19 protein-coding genes and 1 pseudogene are annotated in these 19567 nt (G+C 41.0%); 9 read left to right on the top strand and 11 right to left on the bottom strand.

Annotated elements, in window-relative coordinates; all coding sequences use genetic code 11:
• The first annotated feature begins 7 nt into the window (after positions 1-7).
• Positions 8-1639, top strand: coding sequence for a PAS domain S-box protein (locus ACFX4H_RS20790; protein ID WP_328137217.1), 1632 nt, complete (start codon positions 8-10; stop codon positions 1637-1639).
• 53 nt (positions 1640-1692) lie between these two features.
• Here the strand turns inward: ACFX4H_RS20790 and ACFX4H_RS20785 are convergent, their stop codons facing one another.
• The gene (locus ACFX4H_RS20785) at positions 1693-3186 is read right to left on the bottom strand and encodes a cadherin-like beta sandwich domain-containing protein (protein WP_377436127.1); all 1494 of its coding nucleotides are present in this window, start codon (positions 3184-3186) and stop codon (positions 1693-1695) included.
• 308 nt (positions 3187-3494) lie between these two features.
• Here ACFX4H_RS20785 and ACFX4H_RS20780 point away from each other — a divergent pair, with 308 nt between their 5' ends.
• Together ACFX4H_RS20780 and ACFX4H_RS20775 are read left to right on the top strand one after the other, a co-directional pair.
• Positions 3495-5129: a copper resistance CopC/CopD family protein gene (locus tag ACFX4H_RS20780; protein ID WP_377436126.1), complete on the top strand. Its 1635-nt coding sequence runs from the start codon at positions 3495-3497 to the stop codon at positions 5127-5129.
• 18 nt (positions 5130-5147) lie between these two features.
• Positions 5148-5810, top strand: coding sequence for a YcnI family copper-binding membrane protein (locus ACFX4H_RS20775; RefSeq protein WP_377436125.1), 663 nt, complete (start codon positions 5148-5150; stop codon positions 5808-5810).
• 46 nt (positions 5811-5856) lie between these two features.
• Here ACFX4H_RS20775 and ACFX4H_RS20770 read toward each other — a convergent pair whose 3' ends face one another.
• The 5 genes and pseudogenes from ACFX4H_RS20770 to ACFX4H_RS20750 form a co-directional block, all read right to left on the bottom strand.
• The gene (locus ACFX4H_RS20770; protein ID WP_063592275.1) at positions 5857-6855 is read right to left on the bottom strand and encodes a S8 family peptidase; all 999 of its coding nucleotides are present in this window, start codon (positions 6853-6855) and stop codon (positions 5857-5859) included.
• Between the two features lie 324 nt (positions 6856-7179).
• A pseudogene (locus ACFX4H_RS26870) lies at positions 7180-7257 on the bottom strand (SEC-C metal-binding domain-containing protein); the annotation flags it as partial.
• 619 nt (positions 7258-7876) lie between these two features.
• Complete coding sequence (locus ACFX4H_RS20760; protein ID WP_048686185.1) at positions 7877-8446, bottom strand: nitroreductase family protein; 570 nt, start codon at positions 8444-8446, stop codon at positions 7877-7879.
• 11 nt (positions 8447-8457) lie between these two features.
• Positions 8458-9630: a toxic anion resistance protein gene (locus ACFX4H_RS20755; RefSeq protein WP_377436124.1), complete on the bottom strand. Its 1173-nt coding sequence runs from the start codon at positions 9628-9630 to the stop codon at positions 8458-8460.
• Entirely contained in the window at positions 9627-10283 is a 657-nt protein-coding gene (locus tag ACFX4H_RS20750) for a 5-bromo-4-chloroindolyl phosphate hydrolysis family protein (RefSeq protein WP_034306048.1), read from the bottom strand. The genes ACFX4H_RS20755 and ACFX4H_RS20750 overlap by 4 nt, the downstream gene beginning before the upstream one ends.
• Positions 10284-10637: 354 nt before the next feature.
• Here ACFX4H_RS20750 and ACFX4H_RS20745 point away from each other — a divergent pair, with 354 nt between their 5' ends.
• Entirely contained in the window at positions 10638-10970 is a 333-nt protein-coding gene (locus tag ACFX4H_RS20745) for a coiled-coil domain-containing protein (RefSeq protein WP_034306570.1), read from the top strand.
• Between the two features lie 539 nt (positions 10971-11509).
• On the opposite strand, the gene ACFX4H_RS20740 is transcribed toward ACFX4H_RS20745, so the two are convergent.
• From ACFX4H_RS20740 to ACFX4H_RS20730, 3 genes are read right to left on the bottom strand one after another with little or no spacing between them, the layout of a single operon-like run.
• The gene (locus tag ACFX4H_RS20740; protein WP_241637331.1) at positions 11510-11737 is read right to left on the bottom strand and encodes a group-specific protein; all 228 of its coding nucleotides are present in this window, start codon (positions 11735-11737) and stop codon (positions 11510-11512) included.
• A gap of 45 nt (positions 11738-11782) precedes the next feature.
• A complete protein-coding gene (locus ACFX4H_RS20735; RefSeq protein WP_377436123.1) occupies positions 11783-13060 on the bottom strand; it encodes an ammonium transporter in 1278 nt (425 codons plus the stop codon).
• On the bottom strand, positions 13057-13461 hold the full coding sequence (locus ACFX4H_RS20730; RefSeq protein ID WP_241637333.1) for a hypothetical protein: 405 nt from the start codon (positions 13459-13461) through the stop codon (positions 13057-13059). Before ACFX4H_RS20730 ends, ACFX4H_RS20735 begins: the two co-directional genes overlap by 4 nt.
• Positions 13462-13727: 266 nt before the next feature.
• Here ACFX4H_RS20730 and ACFX4H_RS20725 point away from each other — a divergent pair, with 266 nt between their 5' ends.
• The 4 genes from ACFX4H_RS20725 to ACFX4H_RS20710 all read left to right on the top strand — a co-directional run bounded on the left by ACFX4H_RS20725 (position 13728) and on the right by ACFX4H_RS20710 (position 16742).
• A complete protein-coding gene (locus ACFX4H_RS20725) occupies positions 13728-13931 on the top strand; it encodes a DUF1657 domain-containing protein (protein ID WP_057278507.1) in 204 nt (67 codons plus the stop codon).
• A gap of 497 nt (positions 13932-14428) precedes the next feature.
• A complete protein-coding gene (gene spoVAD / locus ACFX4H_RS20720) occupies positions 14429-15448 on the top strand; it encodes a stage V sporulation protein AD (protein ID WP_202316204.1) in 1020 nt (339 codons plus the stop codon).
• 196 nt (positions 15449-15644) lie between these two features.
• Positions 15645-15851, top strand: a complete 207-nt coding sequence (locus ACFX4H_RS20715; RefSeq protein ID WP_034306058.1) for a DUF1657 domain-containing protein — start codon at positions 15645-15647, stop codon at positions 15849-15851.
• 30 nt (positions 15852-15881) lie between these two features.
• On the top strand, positions 15882-16742 hold the full coding sequence (locus ACFX4H_RS20710; protein ID WP_063592282.1) for a DUF421 domain-containing protein: 861 nt from the start codon (positions 15882-15884) through the stop codon (positions 16740-16742).
• 8 nt (positions 16743-16750) lie between these two features.
• Here the strand turns inward: ACFX4H_RS20710 and ACFX4H_RS20705 are convergent, their stop codons facing one another.
• The gene (locus ACFX4H_RS20705) at positions 16751-17299 is read right to left on the bottom strand and encodes a YitT family protein (RefSeq protein ID WP_308110651.1); all 549 of its coding nucleotides are present in this window, start codon (positions 17297-17299) and stop codon (positions 16751-16753) included.
• A 451-nt stretch (positions 17300-17750) separates the two neighbouring features.
• Positions 17751-19121, bottom strand: a complete 1371-nt coding sequence (gene rlmD / locus ACFX4H_RS20700) for a 23S rRNA (uracil(1939)-C(5))-methyltransferase RlmD (protein WP_377436122.1) — start codon at positions 19119-19121, stop codon at positions 17751-17753.
• A 189-nt stretch (positions 19122-19310) separates the two neighbouring features.
• Here rlmD and ACFX4H_RS20695 point away from each other — a divergent pair, with 189 nt between their 5' ends.
• On the top strand, positions 19311-19529 hold the full coding sequence (locus ACFX4H_RS20695) for a hypothetical protein (protein ID WP_034306063.1): 219 nt from the start codon (positions 19311-19313) through the stop codon (positions 19527-19529).
• The last annotated feature ends 38 nt before the right edge of the window (positions 19530-19567 follow it).

The raw sequence follows: 19567 nt of genomic DNA, 5'->3' as shown, positions 1-19567 counted from the left end.
AATCTCCATGTCCAAACGCTCCATCTTAGCAATATATATCCTATCCGGGATTCTTACATTAGTCGTATTCGACTATTTTTTAACTACAAATATCCATAATAAAGAGGTCTTCATTCAACTCCAAAGGGCGGAAGGCATTGTTTTCCTTTTATCAATAGGCTTAATTCTATATCTTTATTTAGCTAAAAAGGAAGAATTCAAACGATTAAAAGAGGCGGAACAGCGTCGGCGCACACTCATCAATTCAATGGTGGATTTCGTTAATTTCAAGGATGGGGATGGCCGATGGCTTGAATCCAATACCTTCGGGCTGCAATTATTTCAATTGGAGCATGTAGATTATAAGGGAAAAAGAGACAGTGAGCTCGCAGAATACACCGAATTTTATAAAGAATCGTTGATCTACTGTGAAATTTCCGATGAAGAAACGTGGGTAAAGGGGGAAATTACTAGGTGCGAGGAAATCATCCCTCTTCCCGATGGCAATCACAAGACCTTTGATACGATTAAAGTTCCCCTGTTCAATGAAGATGGTTCACGTAAAGGCTTAGTCGTCATTGGCAGGGATATATCTGAAAGAGTTGTCGCGGAGAATCAATTATTTGATAGCGAACAACGCTATAAATCATTGTTTGAGCACAACCCTTATCCAATGCTGATGCTTGATTTAAATGGAATGATCACGACCGTGAATCCAAGGTTTGAAACGGTAACAGGCTTTCAACAGGAAGAAATACATGGCGCTTCATTCATTAATTTGAATTTTTCAGCAGAAGACGCGGAATTGATCCGTACATCATGCCAATATGTCATGGAAAACCAAAAGGGGATCAAAAAAGGGAAAGATATAGAATTCCTGACGAAGTACGGGAAGTCCATCTTACTTTCTTGTACATTTGTCCCGATGATGGTTGGCGAGGATTTAGTCGGAATCATTACTTATGCTAAAGAAGTCACTCAAATTCGAGAAACCGAAGCACGCTTAAGAAGAACCGAAAAATTATCGATAGTCGGCGAACTTGCCGCAAGTGTAGCCCACGAGGTACGAAATCCGCTGACTTCTTTAAAAGGTTTCGTCCAACTGCTTAAAAAGAGCGACCATCCCTATGAACAATACTACACGATCATGTTAAGTGAATTGGACCGGATTAATCTTATTGTAAGCGAATTACTCGTTCTGGCAAAACCACAGGAACTTCCATTCAGCAAACATCAAATCATCGACCTGATGAATGATGTCAAAACCTTGTTGAAACCAGAGGCGGACTCGTACCCCACCAAAATATCAATATCTGTCAAAAATGAAATACCGCTTCTATTATGTGAGGGAAACCAATTAAAACAAGTTTTCATAAACATGCTCAAGAATTCCATGGAGGCATCCGCCGACCACATTTGGATTGATTTTGAACGAATGAACAATAACCTTTCCATCACCATCAAAGATAACGGTAGCGGAATAGAAAAAAACCGCATAAAACATCTTGGAGAGCCTTTCTATTCTTCAAAAGAAAAAGGAACCGGATTAGGACTGACAGTCAGTTGCCGAATCATTGAGGCGCATCGGGGAAAGGTCCGGTTTAACAGTGAACTGAACCAAGGAACTGAGGTCCAAATCATTTTGCCCATAAAAATATGAACTTCGAGGACAAGCCTGAACCTTGTCCTTTTTTTGCAGGATTCAAAACCATCCTATTTTATCAGAGAGGTGAAGAATTCCTTTATATTCCCAAAGAATGAAACCGTCTCAACAGGTTGTTTCCCATTAGTCTGACCTTCTGAATCATTGGATGTTTCGCTCTCCGTCATACCAGCTGTACTCGTTTGCGCTGCCTCAACTTCCACCTCTTTTGTTTTGACATCATCCATGGTTTCTTCCTCATCCATTTCAACATCCATGTTCTTTTCGAAAACAAGGACGTAAGTACGACGCTCCCCATCCTTTGAAACGGTAACGGAAATGGCCGTTTTCGCTTTATCCTTGATCTTCACTTTTGCACTGCTCGCACCGTCATATTCAATCGTTGCTCCGCTGGCATTTGTCGTTGCATTCAATTCGACTGAAGAAATATCATTATCGACCTCGATATGATAGGTATGCTCATTAGATTCAAAAGATTTGTTCCATACGCCGGATGACACCGTCAGACTGTTCAACACTGGTCCATTATTGCCTTCCTCGCCTAAAGAATCTGCGGACGTTACTTTCTCAACAGAATCCGTTTTCACTTTTTGTGTTGAAATACTTTCATTTTGCTGTGCATTCGTTACTTCACTGACACCACCGCTTGGCTTTTGATTATTGGAGGATTCCGCTGATGTTAAAGATGTTTTACTCCCCTTATCCGAGGATCCTGCTGATGGTAAAGATGATTTATTCCCCTTATCCGAGGAAGGATGGGCTTTACTCGTTCCTGTTGAAGGCTCCTTTTGGACTTCATCCTCTTTTGGAGCAGCTTTCGATTCCGTTTCCTTAGCTGCGGCTGCAGCCCGTGTAATCGTAAGTGTATATGTTTTTTCATTTCCATTTTCTGCTGTAACGGTTATCTTCACCGTGGTCTTACCGACTGGAAGGGTAACCTTTACACCTGCACTGGTTGCATCCTTTCCATTCACCTTTACAATTGCCTTACTGTTACTCAATGTCGGAGTTACCGTAACCGACTGGACTTCATTTTCAACTGAAGCATGATAAGCTGTCACTTTAGAATCGAATGTTAATGAGCCTTTTGATAATCCAATCGATGTTAAAAGGTTATCATCACTTTCATGTTTTTCGACCTTGAGAGTATAGGTTACGGTTTCATTTTCCCCATCGCTGACGGTGATTACAAACGTATTCATGCCAGTGTGAAGTGTTAAATCCTTCAATTTACCATCCGTCATTTTGACACCATTCACATATATGGCTGCATTCTCGTTAGGGCTTGCTGCAAGCAAGGTGATCTTTTCCACATCATTCCCCACTGTTGAACTATAGTCGTGTACATCTTCTGTAAACTTTTGATCCAATGCCATACCCTCTATCTCTAGCTTTGAAAGACTATTTACCGTTTGTGCCTCTTCCAAAATGACAGAAGTGCCTTCCGCAGCTTCTGTCGCTGGCATATAAGTGGATGTTCCCATCCCCACAAGGGAACCAACCAAGATCACCTTCACACTTGTTTCTTTTAATCCCTTCTTCATCAAAACCTATCCCTCCAAATTCCTTAAACATGATAGGCTCAGATTACTAAAGGAACCTTAATTATTTCTTAATGGAGTTTATATCAAAAGGAGGATGCCTATTTGGTATAAACTTTATGCAAAGTGGAATTCCCACCACTTATTTATGGCTATACTGGAATGGAAGGCAAAACTAAAACTTATTGTTCTCATTTTCTAGCGAACCTCTTAAACTGCCTTTAGATAACTAAATTATTTTCACTGTTTTTTCACATTTTCCTTTTATAATGGGCTTACATAATCGGATGAAAGGATGATGGCACACCAAGATGAAAAAATATTTATGGCTGGTAGTCAGCCTATTCAGTTTGCTTTTATACCCGGCAATGGCTTCTGGTCATGCTACAGTAATCAGCTCTAATCCTAGCCAGAATGAAGCGATGGATACTCTTCCTGAAAAGATCACCATTCAATTCAGCGAGAATATACAACCAGCTTTTCATTCGCTTGAGGTATTCAGCCAAGATGGAGACAAAATTCAAACTCAAGACAGTACAATCTCTGAACAGAGTGAAAAAATACTGGAAGCTAAGTGGAAGGGCACGATCGATGAAGGGATTTACTATATTAAATGGAGAGTGGTTTCGAGTGATGGCCATCCTATTGAAGGAACTATCCCCTTTCAATTCGGAGATTCGGCAGGCCTATCAGATCAAAATAATTCCGAAGTGAATGAAAGTTTTCCGAATTCCATCAACGTTATTCTGCAAAGTCTACAATACATATGCTTCGCTGCCCTTACCGGAATCCTATTTTTCAGATTATCGCTAATGAAGGATTTTCGACTTTTTGAAGCAAGCAGAAGAACCCGTCTATACCTTTGGCTTTCATATGCTGGTTTAGCATTTTCCATCTTCTGCAGTCTGCCTTTAAGAGTTACGATCGATGCTGGCGTAGGTTGGACCGATGCATTTAATGTTAGTTATATAAAGGAAGTATTGAATGCTACAAACTTTGGGACGATCTGGATCATGGAAATTCTAATATTGCTCCTTCTATTTTTAGTAATTTATTTCATGCTCGAGAACTCATTGAATAAATCACTACCTTTCATTTCATTCATCATAATTGCCAGCTTGATGATTTGTAAGGCATTCACCGGACATACAGCAGCCGTTCCTAATCAGGCACTGGCCGTTTTGATGGATTTCCTTCATTTATTGTCCATGGCTTTATGGCTCGGCGGCCTTATGGCCTTATTGGTGATTTTGCCTGGGCTTGCAGATCGGCAGTCAGTCCAAGAAGATAAGAAAACCTTTTACTGGTCGATCATTCAAAGGTTTTCCAAATGGGCATTTCTGTTTGTAATCATCCTGATTATTAGCGGAATATATAGCAGTTTACAGCATGTACCAACTATCCATTCAATGTTTAACACAACATATGGCCAATTGATACTAGCGAAAATCGGTCTCATGTTAATCATGATTGTTTTAGGCGGCTTTCATTTTCTCAGAGGGAAAAAGCAAACGAAAAAACTTGGTTATAGTGTGGGGATGGAGTTTGGTTTAGGAATCGTCATCCTTCTCGTTGCAGCTTTATTAACAAATGTCCAAACTGCCATGTCTTCTCCCGGCCCCATTGAAAAAACGTTACGGACTGAAGAAAATAACGAGGTTACATTAATGGTGACGCCCAATGAAGTCGGGGATAACCTGATTCAAGTAAATCTATCCAAGGAAGGCAAGCCAATTGCTGAAATAGAGCAGCTTACGATCACGATGCAGCCATTGGATACGACACGCGGTGAAATAAAGCTGCAAATGAAGGAGAAAAACACAGGGACATTTACATCAAAGTCTATATTAACCATGCCAGGAAAGTGGAATATCCATGTTCATGGATTGACTGAAAGCCTGGATTCAATCAATGCTGATTTTATAATTTTCATAGGGAATTCATAATAGGAGGGATTTATACAAATGAAAAACATATCAAAGCTACTTATTTTTACATTTGCTTCATTATTCATTTTTTCCGGTTCAGCATATGCTCACGTTACGGTCAAGCCAAGTTCATCTGCACCTGAGGCGTGGGAAACTTATACAATTAAAGTACCCGTAGAAAAAGAAACTGCCACTACAAAGGTGACTTTAAAAGTACCTGAAGGGGTTACTTTTGAAAGCTATCAGCCTGTACCGGGATGGAAAGTAACGACAGAAGGTGACAAAGATGGACATGTAAAAACGGTAACTTGGGCAGCAACTGACAAAGGAATAGCTGCTGGACAATTCCAGCAATTCTCTTTCGTAGCACAAAATCCTAAAGAAGAAACGAAAGTTGCCTGGGATGCATTTCAATATTACGAAGATGGTGAAATTGTTGAATGGAGCGGTGAAGAAGGCTCAGACCTACCGCATTCTGTAACGGAAATCACGGTTGCACCCAAGGCTGATGCTTCACCTGCGGACCATGGTCACGAAGATGAAGCTGACACTAATGATTCCATGACACCTGACAATTCAAAGGATGCAGCAACAACAGAAGGTGATGGCAACCAAACGCTGATCATTACCCTGGCTGTCATATCATTAATTCTTTCCATTGTAGCGCTTTTTGCAGCTCTAAGGAAAAATAAAAAATAATCATTATGGAAGGTGCCCCAAAAATTTCTTAGGGCACCTTTTTTCTCTAATATTCCATGACCACCGATTTACTCGGTAGCTTTAGATTTTCTGATTCTATCGTAATCTTAATCGATTTTTCAGCTCTTTGTTCCGTAATCGTTAAGTTAAGCAGTCCATTTCCCTGCGCTTTTTTGCTTATTCCCAGATCTTCCGTACTTTTCACCAGCTGTGCATATAATTCCGCTTCAGTTAAATTGCGCTCAAATTCTTTTTCAGCAATCACTTTCAAGAGGGCTGCCGCACCGCTTACATGAGGCGTAGCCATTGACGTTCCGCTCAACCTGGCATATTTATTTCCTGGATACGTAGAGAGAATATCAACCCCTGGCGCCACCAAGTCAATTTCATCATTTGAATTTGAAAAATCCGCTAAATTTCTGCTTAAATCCACAGCCCCCACTTCCACTACCTCGGGATATGCTCCTGGATAATCCAATTCATCCGTTTCATGACGCCCATCACCGCTATTTCCAGCTGCACAAACAACAAGGATATCGTTCTGAAGTGCCTTTTGAATGAGTTTGTGTTCAGTCTCATCGGGAGGTCCGCCAAGCGAAAGTGAAATAACCGAAACCTTTTCTTCATTTGGTCCCCGCCAATTGATGGCATACTCTAGAGCACCATTAATCCAATCAATGTCGCCTTGTCCTTGACCATTTAGGGCCTTTAACGCTAATATGCTTGCTTTCGGAGCCACTCCCACTACACCAGCATTATTAATGGCAGCAACAACCGTACCGCTAACATGTGTCCCATGTCCGTTATCATCTTGATAATCCCCGGTATTGGTAAAATCCTTCCCGCCAATGATTCTTTCCTTGAGGTCTGGATGTCCCTTGTCTATGCCTGTATCAATGACGGCAACTACCACGCCCTCACCATAGCTGCTTTTTTCCCAAATTGCCGGTGCTTTCACAAGCTCGACACCCTCAGGAATCTTCTCTTTCACCGTTTCCATTACTTCAAGAACTTTGTAAGGTATTAATCTTTTTTCTCTTGTCATTTGATTACCCCTTCCTTCGTTCAATAAGTTAAACTGCCATCAGTGTAGGGATTTTCATCCCGTCTGGTTGCCGTCTACCGTTGAAAGAGATGAGATCAAAAAACTCTTCTCTCTTATATATACCAGATTTATGAAAATAAAAAAGAAGTTTTCGGAAAATTCCGTCTAAATAACTAGTTTTTATTTCTTTTTGTGTTATTATCTGGTACTCTTATTATAGAACAAATGTTCGTTTTATGCTACACTTATTTCTCATTTTTTTCCCAAGCACGCACTTTTCCAATAAAAAAGAAGCGACTCCGAATCGAGTCAGCTTCCAAGATGTTAAGCTGCACCGCAGCATTTTTTGTATTTTTTCCCGCTTCCGCATGGACAAGGCTCATTTCTGCCAATGACCGGTTCTGCATGAACATGCGGCATTTTAGCTGCCTTTGCACTTTCCGTGATAATTTGCGTGCCTTTTTCCTTCATTTGCTGATACCGCTGTTTAAATAACTCCATTACATCTTTACTGTACTTCAGCGTATCTTCCGCGATATCCATCGCCTTTTGCTTCGAAATATTATAATCCTCCAGGACGAATTGATTATCCCCGAAAGAAACCCTCACTCCAAAATGCTGTCCCGCCTGTTTATTGCCTTTAAGCTCCTCAACGAATTCAAGGTATACTTCCTGGCAATCACAAGTCTGATGCATGCAATAATAATCATATATCCAATACGATTTATCTTCGTATTTACTTTTTAAAGCAATGCCATCCTCAACGCCAAATACATCCAAATATTTTATCGCTTTTCCATCGAGTATCTCAAATGGATCAATCGTTCTCATCTATAGACACATCCTAATTCATCAAAATTTATTCTTCCTTTGTATTGTACAACCTAATTCACCAATCGTCACTTGAAACGAAGCCTGACAAAGTCAAATCCCTTTCAGTAAAAACATAATTAAAGAAGCCTTATTGAAGGCAATAAAAAAAGCTGCATCAGTGTCTATAAACTGATGCAGCCCCTAATCCTCATCCGATCCATGTGGTCAATTCGTCAATCGGTGTTTTCTTAGCAGGTTTCGGCTCCATGTCAGGATAACCCAAGTATATGAAAGCCAACACCTCTCCCTTAGAGGATAAATTGAAAAATTCACGGACTTTGTCATGATAAGTTATTTTCCCCGTTCTCCATACTGCTCCCAAACCTAGAGAATGTGCTGCAAGAAGCATATTTTGGATGGCACTGTTCACAGCCGCATATTCTTCTGCGACGAGGACATTATTCTTATCACTAGGCTCTATGCCCACTGCGATGATGACTGGAGCCCTTAATGGATTCTTTTTTTGCCTTTCGAGCTTGCTGATTAAACTTTCAGGGGTATCATCAGCATTTTCGATTCTTGTTATTTCTTCGAATACCTGCCCAAGTTTATTTCTTCCTTCCCCTGTCAAAACAAAAAAACGCCAAGGCTCCGTCCGATGATGATTAGGTGCATATGTTCCGGCTTCAATGATTTGCTCGATCATTTCTTTAGGAACCGGATCCTGCTTAACGATTCCAATGCTTCTTCTCGTTTTTATAGCCTCGATAGTCTCCATGTTATCTCCCCTTATCCCTTTATCTCTAATAGTTTCTGCTTCAGTTCATTTTCCATTGACGCCAATTCCTGTTCAGCTTGACGGCGTTTATGCCTGCCTTCTTCTTGAATCCGCATGGTCTCCTCAAGCGTGGATATCAAGTTAGCTTGCGTTTTCTTTAATGTTTCGATATCGACAAGTCCGCGCTCATTTTCTTTTGCGGTTTCAATGGTATTCGTTTTCAGCATCTCGGAGTTCTTCAATAACAAGTCATTTGTAGTCTTGGAAACCTGTTTTTGGGCTTCTACAGCATGCCTTTGCCTGATTAGGGTCAGTGCAATCGCAACCTGGTTTTTCCAAAGTGGGATGGCTGTCATGATCGAAGATTGGATTTTTTCGACTAGTGCCTGATTCGTGTTTTGGATCAGCCTGATTTGCGGTGCGCTTTGAATCGTGATTTCACGGCTCAACTTCAAATCATGAAGCCTTTTATCCAACCGTTCAGCAAATTGCAGCATATCATTTACTTCTTGAAACTTCATTTGATCATTACTTGATTCAGCGGACTTCCTTAGCTCCGGAATCGTTTTCTCATGGATTTCTTCGAGTTTGATTTCCCCAGCTGCAATATAGACATTCAATGCTTGAAAATATTCCTTATTCGTTTCATATAGCTTTTCGAGAATTACGATATCCGATAACAGGATATTCTTGCTCCGATCGAGTTTTACACTGATTCGGTCGATTTGGGCACCGGTTTTTTGATACTTGGATAGCACCTCCTGTACAGATCCCGAGAGCTTCCCGAACATACGCGCAAAAAATGAGGGCTTATCCGGTTTTAACTCATCCGGGCTGAGTTCGTTTAACTTTTTCATTAAATCATTGATAATGCTGCCCACTTCACCCACATCTTTTTTCTGGACATGCTCAAGCATGGAATTAGAAAAGGTCAGGAGCTTTGATTGGGCGGGTGTACCATAGGATATCATTGCCTGATGATTCGTTGGTTCGATTTGTTCGGCAAGCTGATAAGCTTTTGCCCTGTTCTCTTCAGGAATGACATCAATCAGTTTAACCGGTTTCGCTTCCTGGGAAGATACTTTCTCAAGCTCCTGCACCCCATCAAATGGATTGGCTAAAAGGTCATCGATCAAACTGGAGTTATTCGTTTTATTCAACAGGTTTGGATCATTGTTATTCATTTTAACCTCCTGCTTTCATCAATTACTTGTGACTCTTTTCTAGTTTTAATGGATTGCTTAGCAACATCCAATTCGAAGTTAAGGTCATCGATATCATCGGCAATCACTTTATATAAATCCTTTTCTATCGTATTAGTAAGTTCCTTTAAAGTTTTACGAGTCTCCGTTAAAGAAAGTTCGAGTTCCCTATTCTTTTTTGGCTGCTGTGCTAGAAAAACATATTTCTCCGCAAGCTCCATGGCAGAATCCAGATGGGAGTAATAAAACTGTTCCGCTTGATAAAACCGCTTCGGTTCTTTTTTTGTCAGACTGTATATTTTCCTGATCATTTTAATCATCTCTTTCCTCTGTTTAAAAGAAGAGATATGCCTGACCGAGATTAGTGCTTTTTGCACCCGCCATATCTTCGGTTTTGCTTCAATTAAATTTTTCTTTATATATTGATATTCTTTTCTCGTCAATTCATGTTTTTTGAGGTATCTTGATGAAAAATATACGGAACTCAGCCAGTATGCAAGTACCCCTCCTGCTAAAGATATGACAACGGACAGGGCAAACGGTTGATTCAATACGAAATAGCTAATCATCCAAACTGGCAAAACCATTGGAAATGCAATCAATATTGGAACAAAATCAGCAACAAATCGATTCATTATCATTACACTCCTGACTTTCACTCTTTTCTTTATATACGGATTATCCTTGGAATTGGTTTCAAGATGAAAAAAAGAATTTCTCCTATCCTAAACGATATAGGAACCGGATGATTTCTGCAAATTTATTGAAATTTTTTCTGTGAATTCCTTCTTCTTCCCATTCATATGGGCTAACGCCTAGTCACTTCACCGGAACTGACATAAGTTATAGGGTATCCATCCTGATTTTAAAAAGGAGAGTTGACCATGAATTCATACGGATTTTATCCTTATCCACAACAAAACGGAAATCATCAGTACTTTGAACCAAATTTTAACCCATACTTCCAACAGCCTGAACGATTTGATTATATGCCACAGCAAGATTGGAACTTTCAGCAGGTACAAGAAAATCCATATAGCCAGGTGCCAGACCAATTCGATATTGAAAGGCAGCCTCAACAACTTGAAAGAAGAATCCGGGAACTTGAGCGTCAAAACGAGCGTCAAACGAGGGAACTCAATCGGCAGAACCAAGAAATTACGCGGATAAATCGTGAAGTGAACCGCATTAACCAGGAAATCACCAGGCTAAGTCAAGCGGACCAGCGACATACGAATAGGTTAAACAGACTGAATCAAAGACTTCGGGCCGTGGAAAGAAACCTTAATATCCCCTTCACCGCAACAGATGATGGTTTTTAATGAAGGAAATAGCCGGAGCTCATTGTGAGCTCCCGCTTTTTCATTTAAGATTTAATCAAACGATTGATTAATCTTTAAAGGTTCACCAAACCCTTGTCCAGAGTTACAAAGCTTTACGATTTTCACTATTTGTCATATACACAATTGTTTTCGCCGCCTTAAATATGAATCCTGCTACTTGCTTTAAAAAAGTATTTACACAATACTGATCTGCAGAATAAAAAATAGGAATCTGCCATTTTCCCGCGGAATTTATCAAGTTATTTATAAGAAAATGACTGTTTCACATACTTTGTTGCTATTTACCAAGTAGTGAGGTGTGGTTGATTTCCCCTCCAGATGCTCGCTTTCCGCGGGGCGGGCGGTGAGCCTCCTCGGCGTAAACGCCTGTAGGGTCTCACCTGTCCCGCCGCTCCGGAGTCTCACACTTCCGCTCCAATCAACCTTAGATAGTTTCGTTTTAAAAACAACAATCTTTACGAAAAGAGCCAAGAAAATAAAAGAGCGGGAGTCATATTTACACTCCTGCTCTTTCTAATTTACGACATGATCCGTTTCAACTTTTCGTTTCTAGATTCCTGTTCCTCCTGGGTAGACAAGTCATACTTCTTCAATAGATGAAAAAGTTCATTCAATGTTTCCTGCGAATTCCCTTTTTCAAGATATCGATCTAATGTTTGACTCAATTGTGTTGGTAAAAATGCCTTTTGGCTCTCAAATTTTAGCCTGACATCTTGCTGCGAATGATTAAGATTGCATACACCCATTTAAAAATTCACCTCTTACTTGATTTTACCATTGTATTATAGATATTACCTTGTCAATTCTTCATCCTGCTTATAGTAATCCTCGACCTTGATGAACTCCGGCGAGGTATGTGTGGCCATGATGCCATGATAACTGATATCCAACCCAAGTTCTTCTTCTTCTTCAGTCGATCTTATCGGCAGCCAAACATTTATAACTTTAAAAACAAGCCAAGTCACTGAAAAGCCCCAGGTGCATAACACCACTAATCCTAATATTTGAACTCCGAGCAAATGCCATCCCCCGCCGGCAAACAATCCGTTTCCAGTGGAGAAAAGCCCTACCGCTATCGTCCCCCACATTCCTGATGCCGCATGAACAGGAAAGGCACCGACCGGATCATCGATTTTCCGGGCTTCCAACCAATTTGTCGCAGCTAACATCAACATTCCAGAAACTGCTCCAATCAGCAACGCCGCCAAATCACTAACGAATGCACATCCAGCTGTAATCCCGACAAGACCAGCAAGTGAGCCATTGATGACGGAAGGTGCATCCGAGCGTCCATATCTAAACAGTGTATAAAGCAGGGTAACCGCTCCCCCTGATGCAGCTGAGAGCATCGTGACAATGGCAATATGTCCAATTCGGACATCTGTAGCTTGCAAGGTGCTTCCTGCATTAAATCCAAACCAGCCAAACCATAAAAGGAATGCCCCGACAGATGCCAAGGGGAGATTACTCGGCAGCGAAATGGAGCTGGTCCCCCTTGAAGTGAATTTACCTGCTCTCGGCCCGATAACAATGGCAGCCGCAAGTGCTGAAAAACCGCCTAGTGCATGAATGACAGCAGACCCTGCGAAGTCCTGCATGCCCATCCTACTTAACCATCCGCCACCCCATACCCAGTGACCGGCAATCGGATAGATGAATGCTGTCATCATTACGACAAAAATAAGATACGCCCGAAAATTGATCCTTTCCGCAACTGCTCCCGAAACGATGGAAATGACGGCGATTACGAATGCCCCTTGAAATAACCAATATGCATCCATGGAAATCGTAAGGTCGATGTGCGACAAATCACCTTTCAGCAGAAAGCCACTTGCCCCGATGATTCCAAATACATCCTTTCCATACATTAAGCCAAAACCAACGATGAAATAACAAAGCGTTCCGATCGTAATATCGGCAAAAACCTTCATGATGATGTTCACATTATTTTTCGTACGGACGAACCCTGCCTCCAATAAGGCAAACCCGCCCTCCATCAATAGTATCATGGCTGCTGTAAGAACCACCCAAATCGTATCCAAGCCTGCGTTTAACGTTTCTAGAGTCATCTCGGCGTTCCCTCCGCTTTCTGCCAGGCCATTATTTCTTTAATGATGTCTGATGGTAAATTCATTTCCCTTTTTTCTGGTTCAGCCTCAAGTAAACCAATCACCTCATCCAAAAAAGCGACCCGCTGTTTTATTTTCTCGATTTGTTTATATCTATCTTTCACATTCACCAAATGTTCAACCGCCTGGTGATGACTTGGGGCACGCCCTGTAAAAAAACGTTTAAATGGTGACAGGGATTGATACCAAGCTTCCTCAGCTCGTCGTTTTTGCTCATATTTATGAATTTTTCCTTTGATTGATTCAATTTCCGACTCCTGTTTACTTTTGTGGAATAGCAGTCCTTTTATCACTTCTTCAGATGAAATTTCAATAACTACCCTACTATATAAATCGTCCATAATATAAATGTAATATCACCTCACGTAATCACGTTATGTTTCATTACATTATATTTAAAATTCTGAATTCGGTCAATAATTAAACAATAAAAACGATTCGTACATTGAAAAAGGAGGATTAAAACAATGCCTGTTTCCATCCCATTAATCAAACGTTTGATTAAGAAGCTAGTCACTTGATTTCACTCATAGATATATTTGGAAGGTATAGATAATCATTTTTTCCCCACTCTAATAAGGCAGTTAAAAAACTAGGGGGTTCATATATGACAGTTATAAACGATGTCAAAACAACTATAGCAGGGTTAAAAAGCGCTCAGGCGAGCTTTGAAACCTTCGCCCTTTCTACAGATAATGAGCAAGCCAAACAATTGTATCAACAAGCTGCCCAACAAACACAAACGATTGTCGACAGCATCACTCCTCGCATTGAAGAGATTCAAAACGAGGAGCCTCAATATAAACAATGATCATCCATATAAAAAAGGTTGGTTAAAGCAACCAGCCTTTTTTATATCTTTCCATAACCAAGAATAAAATTTTCATTCCTTTTTCTATATCAAAAAATAATGTAGAACAAAATCTTTAAGCCAATCACAAACTACCAAAGGGTTACATACTTGACTTGAACTGCGGATGAAAAAGCTGTAATTCTTAAATTATGAACGACTGCCACTTGAAAATCATCGTAGAAGATCGTTTTTGAGAATTACGAATGTCCTGGACTTCAGAAAGACTTTTGACGCCGAATGATGTGATACAAGGATGTTAAATGATAAAAAGTAAAAGCTGACTGCTTTATCTCCGGATTTTATTTGACCGAATTGGCCGCTTTGTTACTTTCAGGTTGCGGTGAAAGGTTTCCTTTAGGTAATGGCTGTACTATATTCAAATCGGCTGAAGGATTTTTATGTTATTCCTTTGTTTAATCTTACTGACAATACTCATACAATGGGGTGGTTTAATAATGCTTACGGGGCATCGCACATGGGTGTTTGATCAAAAGCCTGTCATCGTCTCCACAGGAACCGTTGGCGGTCCATTTGAAGCAGACGGTTTGCTTGCGGATGATTTCGATCTTCTCCATTCCGATTTATGGATCAATCAAGATACCTATGAAAAAGCACATAAAGTCTTATTGGAAGAAGCGAGTACAAAAGCAATCGAGAAGGCGGGCCTTCAAAAGGAACAGATACAATTTTTCCTTGGAGGCGACCTAATCAATCAAATAACCCCTACCAGTTTTGCCTGTCGAACGCTTGGAACACCTTATCTCGGCTTATTTGGTGCCTGTTCCACCTCCATGGAGGGACTGGCTCTTGGTGCATACCTTGTCAATACCAAAGGAGCAGAGTACTTATTGACAGGAGCATCAAGTCATAACGCCGCAGTAGAAAAGCAATTTCGCTACCCAACTGAATACGGAGGGCAAAAACCTCCGACAGCCCAATGGACCGTTACGGGGGCTGGCGTGGCTTTATTAAGCAGTGCCGGTGAAGGCCCAAGGGTAACTTCAGCTACGATAGGCCGTGTCATCGACATGGGATTGACCGACCCTTTCAATATGGGCGGTGCCATGGCTCCGGCCGCTGTAGATACGATTGAAGCGCATCTTAGAGAAAGAAACATCGACCCATCCTATTATGATTTGATAGTGACCGGGGATTTAGGAAAGATCGGACATGAAGTTTCTCTGGCATTATTTAAAAAACATGGCACGCCGATTATAGAAGAGCAATATAAAGATTGCGGTTTAATGATATACAGGGATGGTCAGCCGGTCCTGGCCGGGGCAAGCGGCCCTGGATGTTCCGCAACCGTCGTTTATGGTCATTTATTGAATCGCATGAAAAAAGGAGAAATAAAACGATTGCTCGTCGTGGCTACCGGTGCCTTGCTATCTCCCCTATCCTTTCAACAAAGCGAGACGATCCCATGCATCGCCCATGCCGTATCGATTGAATATGACGGAGAAGCACAAAACTAAGGTTTGATATTTGAACACACTCCTGCTCATTTCTTGGCTGCGGAGGTTGTTTCCGTAGCCCTAGCGGATGTGAAAAAGCATCGATAGATTGGTTGTTGCCGCTGGCATGTTTGAAGCAACCAGTGCCTGGATAACAGGCGCTCATGGTTCCGAGTCATTATTCCAGACTACTTAAAAAAGATAAGGAGGATGCTGCATGACGATAGCTTCCAATGTCAAACAATGTGTCTCTAGCTTAAAAGGAGTTGAAGCAGGCTTATCCAGCTTAGCACTCCGGACGCAAGATGATGAATCTAAACGTATTTTGCATGAAACGATGCTGGTGGTGAATGAAGTCAGGAAGGATGTACAAAAGCGCGTGGGCGAGTTAGAACGGGAAGAACCACAATATAAAGGTTTTTAATAACCATAATCAAGCAGGAGGTGTTTGGTAATGCCGGATTGGATAGAAATTCTTTTACGCTCATTTTTCTTTTTAATTGTTCTTTTTTTGATCACTAAAGTGTTAGGAAAAAAACAATTGTCCCAGCTTTCCTTTTTTGAGTATGTAACAGGCATAACCATTGGTAATGTTGGGGCAGAATTAGCTACAAAAGTGGAGGGCAATATTATACATGGCGTACTATCCATTCTCGTTTTTGCCATAGCACCTTTCATTGCAGGATTAATATCCTTGAAAAGTAAAACTTTCCGTGATCTTATTGAAGGAAAAGCATCGGTATTCATCAAAGATGGTAAAGTCATGGAAGATAATTTAAAAAAAGAGAAATATACCATTGATGAATTACTGGGATTGCTCCGAAAAAAGGATGTCTTCGATATTTCTGAAGTTGAGTTTGCCTTATTGGAAGCCAATGGGGATTTTTCCGTAATGTTAAAGAAGCAAAATCAACCTGTAACACCTAAGGACCTTAATCTGCCAGTGGCTGCTGTAAAGGAGCCACAAACCATCATCATGGACGGCCTAATACTTGATGAACCACTATCCACGATTGGCCTGAACCGAAATTGGCTTCATACTGAACTGGATAAGTTGGGGGTAATCCTCGAAAATGTTTTTCTTGGTCAAGCCAATTCTAACGGAGAATTAACTGTGGATCTTTTTGATGATAAACTTAAAGTTCCTTCTCCTCAGGAAAAACCTCTTATGCTCGCGACCTTGAAAAAGTGCCAAGCGGACTTGGAGTTGTTTGCACTTGGAACTGAATCAAAAGAAGCTAAAGAGATGTTTAGCAAAAATAGCGAAAAGCTGCAAAAGGCAATAGATAACGTAGCCCATATCTTAAGGAACTGATTATATATTCATTCCCTCACTTTCATAAGCGATGTGACCAGTCCAATGATGACGATCGTCACACATGAAAAAAGAAAAATTTCGATACCTAAGGTGAATGCTGCAGCTGAAATGATTAGTGTATCTATGACGATAATCGCCAAAGCGATATCCATGGAGGTGGATTTAGAGATGATTTTGGCTAGCATATCCGTCCCCCCGCTGCTTGTCTCATATCGAAGCATGAGTCCTATGCCCATTCCTATGATGACACCGCCAATCAAAGAGCTTGTCAGTATTGAAATGGAAAAAACCTTTTTCAATGGATTAAGCCAGTCCATAAAAAGGGATGTCAAAAGCAATCCGTGAACGCTGCTATAGAAAAAAGGGCGTTCATAATACCAGGCATATAAAAATATAGGAATGCTAAGGACCAACATGGATAATCCCGTTTGAAAACTAAAGAAATAATGAAGGATGAGTGCAATCCCAATTACGCCGCCATCTATTAAATGATGAGGAACCAAAAATCCATTAATTCCAATGCCCACCAAAAAGCTACCAACAATAACAGCCACCGCTTTTTGAAAATTAATAAAATCACCTTGCCTCCCAATCCATATATTTCTTAATATATGTCCAAGTAAGAGCGTCAAGAATAAACTTGCAAAAAAAAATCCCCCTCCCTTTCCCTCAATTTAACTACGTGAAAAAGGTCCCGGTCATTTAGACCAGGACCAACAGTTTGTTGACAAAGGGGTTCGGGAACTTATCTTTCTTCAAATATTCTCCCGAAAACAACCTGACCCAAAGCAGCCCTGCAACTCCTTTAGGCTGGTCTCCTTTCTAACTGTAGTAACTAAGTTGATTGGACAGACTCCTGCTGGAAAATCCCACCTAGTAAAACCCCTCAGGGGCATGCCGAGGGACGACCGCCCGCAGAGAGCGAGTGGGTGGATCGGAAGTCCATCCATATTGTACAAACATAAAAAATGCGGGCCCAGCCAATTAGACCGGGCCCACATTCAATCATTTCAACTCTAATAACACTACATTTTCAACATGTGTCGTCATTGGGAACATATCGACAGGCTGGATATCAACTGCTTTATATCCGCCTTCTTCCAAGATATGAAGATCACGTGCTAGAGTACCTGGGTTGCATGATACGTATACGACTTTATTAGGCTTCATCTCGATGATCGTATTAAGAAGGGATTCTTCACAACCTTTGCGTGGCGGATCCACCACGATGACATCAGCAGTGTTGCCCTTTTGATACCATTCAGCAATAACGTTACCTGCATCGCCGACCATGAATTCTGCATTTGAGATTTCATTCAATTCAGCGTTGCGCCGTGCGTCTTCGATCGCTTCTTCGACCACTTCGACACCGATTACTTTTTTCGCTTTTTTAGCTAAAAATAATGAGATGGTCCCAATGCCGCAATAGGCATCTATCACCGTTTCTTCACCAGTCAGCCCTGCATAGTCAAGAGCTTTATCATAAAGGACCTTCGTTTGATCTGGATTGATTTGGTAGAAGGATTTTGCTGATATCGCAAATTTCACATCACCGATCATATCATGTATCACTTCGTCGCCCCATAGCACAGTCATTTTATCGCCTAAGATAACATTCGTTTTCTTGGAATTCACGTTTTGAACAATGGATTTAACTTGTGGAAGACGTTCAACGATTTCCTTCACGATGGTTTCGATGAAAGGGATACTTTTCGTTCTAGTAACAAGAACAATCATTAATTCCCCTGTTTGCTTGCCATAACGAGCCATGATGTGCCGCAATACACCTTTATGTGCCTCTTCATTGTAAGCGGGAATACCAAGTTTACTGAAAATCTCTTTAACGACTTGAACGGATTCATTAATCACTTCATTTTGGATAATGCTTTCTTTCGTTTCAACGATTTCATGTGTCCGCGGTTTGAAGAACCCTGCTATTAGCTTGCCATCCTTTTCACCAACAGGCACTTGCGCTTTATTGCGATAATGGGTTGGATTCTCCATCCCTATGATCGGATGAACCTTCACATCCTCAAGTTTCCCAATGCGTGTCATCACTTCACGTACTTGCTTTTCCTTGAATTCCAACTGTCCTTCATAGCTCATATGCTGCAGCTGACAACCACCATACTTATGGTAGTCTTCAGTCGTGACCTCAACCCGGTATGGACTGTTTTCGATAATCTCCATCAAGCGTCCGAAGCCATAACCCTTATTAGCCTTCATCACTTTGATTTTTGCTTTTTCACCTGGAAGGGAGCCCTGAACAAAGATCGGGTAGCCATCGACTTTAGCGACGCCAGCTCCTTCATGTGTTAAATCTTCAAATAAAACCTCTACTATATCATTTTTAGCAACTGGTGCTGTTTTTTTCATATCATCTTCTCTTTTCTTTTTTATGCTAGCCTGTATTTTACCACAATAGAGGCCTTGCCACAAAACCACTCACCAATTTACCCTGGTTTTCATAAAAATATAGTGGAAGGAATTACGGATTTTTCATAGTTCCATGAATAAAAGTTCAAGAAAAAAAGAAAAATAAGGAAAAACAAAAGAGGTGAGGAAATGGGTTTATTTAACTCTATATCGGCCTGGAATGCTACAAGGATAGAAAAACATCGAGCGAGTATGGAGGAAAAAGGCCTCTGTCCGGATTGTTACGGACGTGGATACAGCTCCTTCGTACCTACGGAATATCATTTTTCCGATATACACGACTGTCCCGGCTGTAATGGCACCGGAGCTTACGCTGATTGGGCCGCCATGAATGGGCAGCAAATGTAATCGCATACAATGCCAAAATTCAAAGAACTAAAAAGGAC

It is taken from the genome of Peribacillus sp. YIM B13477 (assembly GCF_042787955.1).
GTDB lineage: Bacteria > Bacillota > Bacilli > Bacillales > DSM-1321 > Peribacillus > Peribacillus frigoritolerans.
This window is presented reverse-complemented; position numbering and strand designations above follow the sequence as displayed.

Excerpts from the sequence above, each read along its gene's own strand:
- ACFX4H_RS20790 (WP_328137217.1), top strand. The coding sequence starts at position 8 with ATGTCCAAACGCTCCATCTTAGCAATATATATCCTATCCGGGATTCTT.
- ACFX4H_RS20785 (WP_377436127.1), bottom strand. The coding sequence starts at position 3,186 with ATGAAGAAGGGATTAAAAGAAACAAGTGTGAAGGTGATCTTGGTTGGT.
- ACFX4H_RS20780 (WP_377436126.1), top strand. The coding sequence starts at position 3,495 with ATGAAAAAATATTTATGGCTGGTAGTCAGCCTATTCAGTTTGCTTTTA.
- ACFX4H_RS20775 (WP_377436125.1), top strand. The coding sequence starts at position 5,148 with ATGAAAAACATATCAAAGCTACTTATTTTTACATTTGCTTCATTATTC.
- ACFX4H_RS20770 (WP_063592275.1), bottom strand. The coding sequence starts at position 6,855 with ATGACAAGAGAAAAAAGATTAATACCTTACAAAGTTCTTGAAGTAATG.
- ACFX4H_RS20760 (WP_048686185.1), bottom strand. The coding sequence starts at position 8,446 with ATGGAGACTATCGAGGCTATAAAAACGAGAAGAAGCATTGGAATCGTT.
- ACFX4H_RS20755 (WP_377436124.1), bottom strand. The coding sequence starts at position 9,630 with ATGAATAACAATGATCCAAACCTGTTGAATAAAACGAATAACTCCAGT.
- ACFX4H_RS20750 (WP_034306048.1), bottom strand. The coding sequence starts at position 10,283 with ATGAATCGATTTGTTGCTGATTTTGTTCCAATATTGATTGCATTTCCA.
- ACFX4H_RS20745 (WP_034306570.1), top strand. The coding sequence starts at position 10,638 with ATGCCACAGCAAGATTGGAACTTTCAGCAGGTACAAGAAAATCCATAT.
- ACFX4H_RS20740 (WP_241637331.1), bottom strand. The coding sequence starts at position 11,737 with ATGGGTGTATGCAATCTTAATCATTCGCAGCAAGATGTCAGGCTAAAA.
- ACFX4H_RS20735 (WP_377436123.1), bottom strand. The coding sequence starts at position 13,060 with ATGACTCTAGAAACGTTAAACGCAGGCTTGGATACGATTTGGGTGGTT.
- ACFX4H_RS20730 (WP_241637333.1), bottom strand. The coding sequence starts at position 13,461 with ATGGACGATTTATATAGTAGGGTAGTTATTGAAATTTCATCTGAAGAA.
- ACFX4H_RS20725 (WP_057278507.1), top strand. The coding sequence starts at position 13,728 with ATGACAGTTATAAACGATGTCAAAACAACTATAGCAGGGTTAAAAAGC.
- spoVAD (WP_202316204.1), top strand. The coding sequence starts at position 14,429 with ATGCTTACGGGGCATCGCACATGGGTGTTTGATCAAAAGCCTGTCATC.
- ACFX4H_RS20715 (WP_034306058.1), top strand. The coding sequence starts at position 15,645 with ATGACGATAGCTTCCAATGTCAAACAATGTGTCTCTAGCTTAAAAGGA.
- ACFX4H_RS20710 (WP_063592282.1), top strand. The coding sequence starts at position 15,882 with ATGCCGGATTGGATAGAAATTCTTTTACGCTCATTTTTCTTTTTAATT.
- rlmD (WP_377436122.1), bottom strand. The coding sequence starts at position 19,121 with ATGAAAAAAACAGCACCAGTTGCTAAAAATGATATAGTAGAGGTTTTA.
- ACFX4H_RS20695 (WP_034306063.1), top strand. The coding sequence starts at position 19,311 with ATGGGTTTATTTAACTCTATATCGGCCTGGAATGCTACAAGGATAGAA.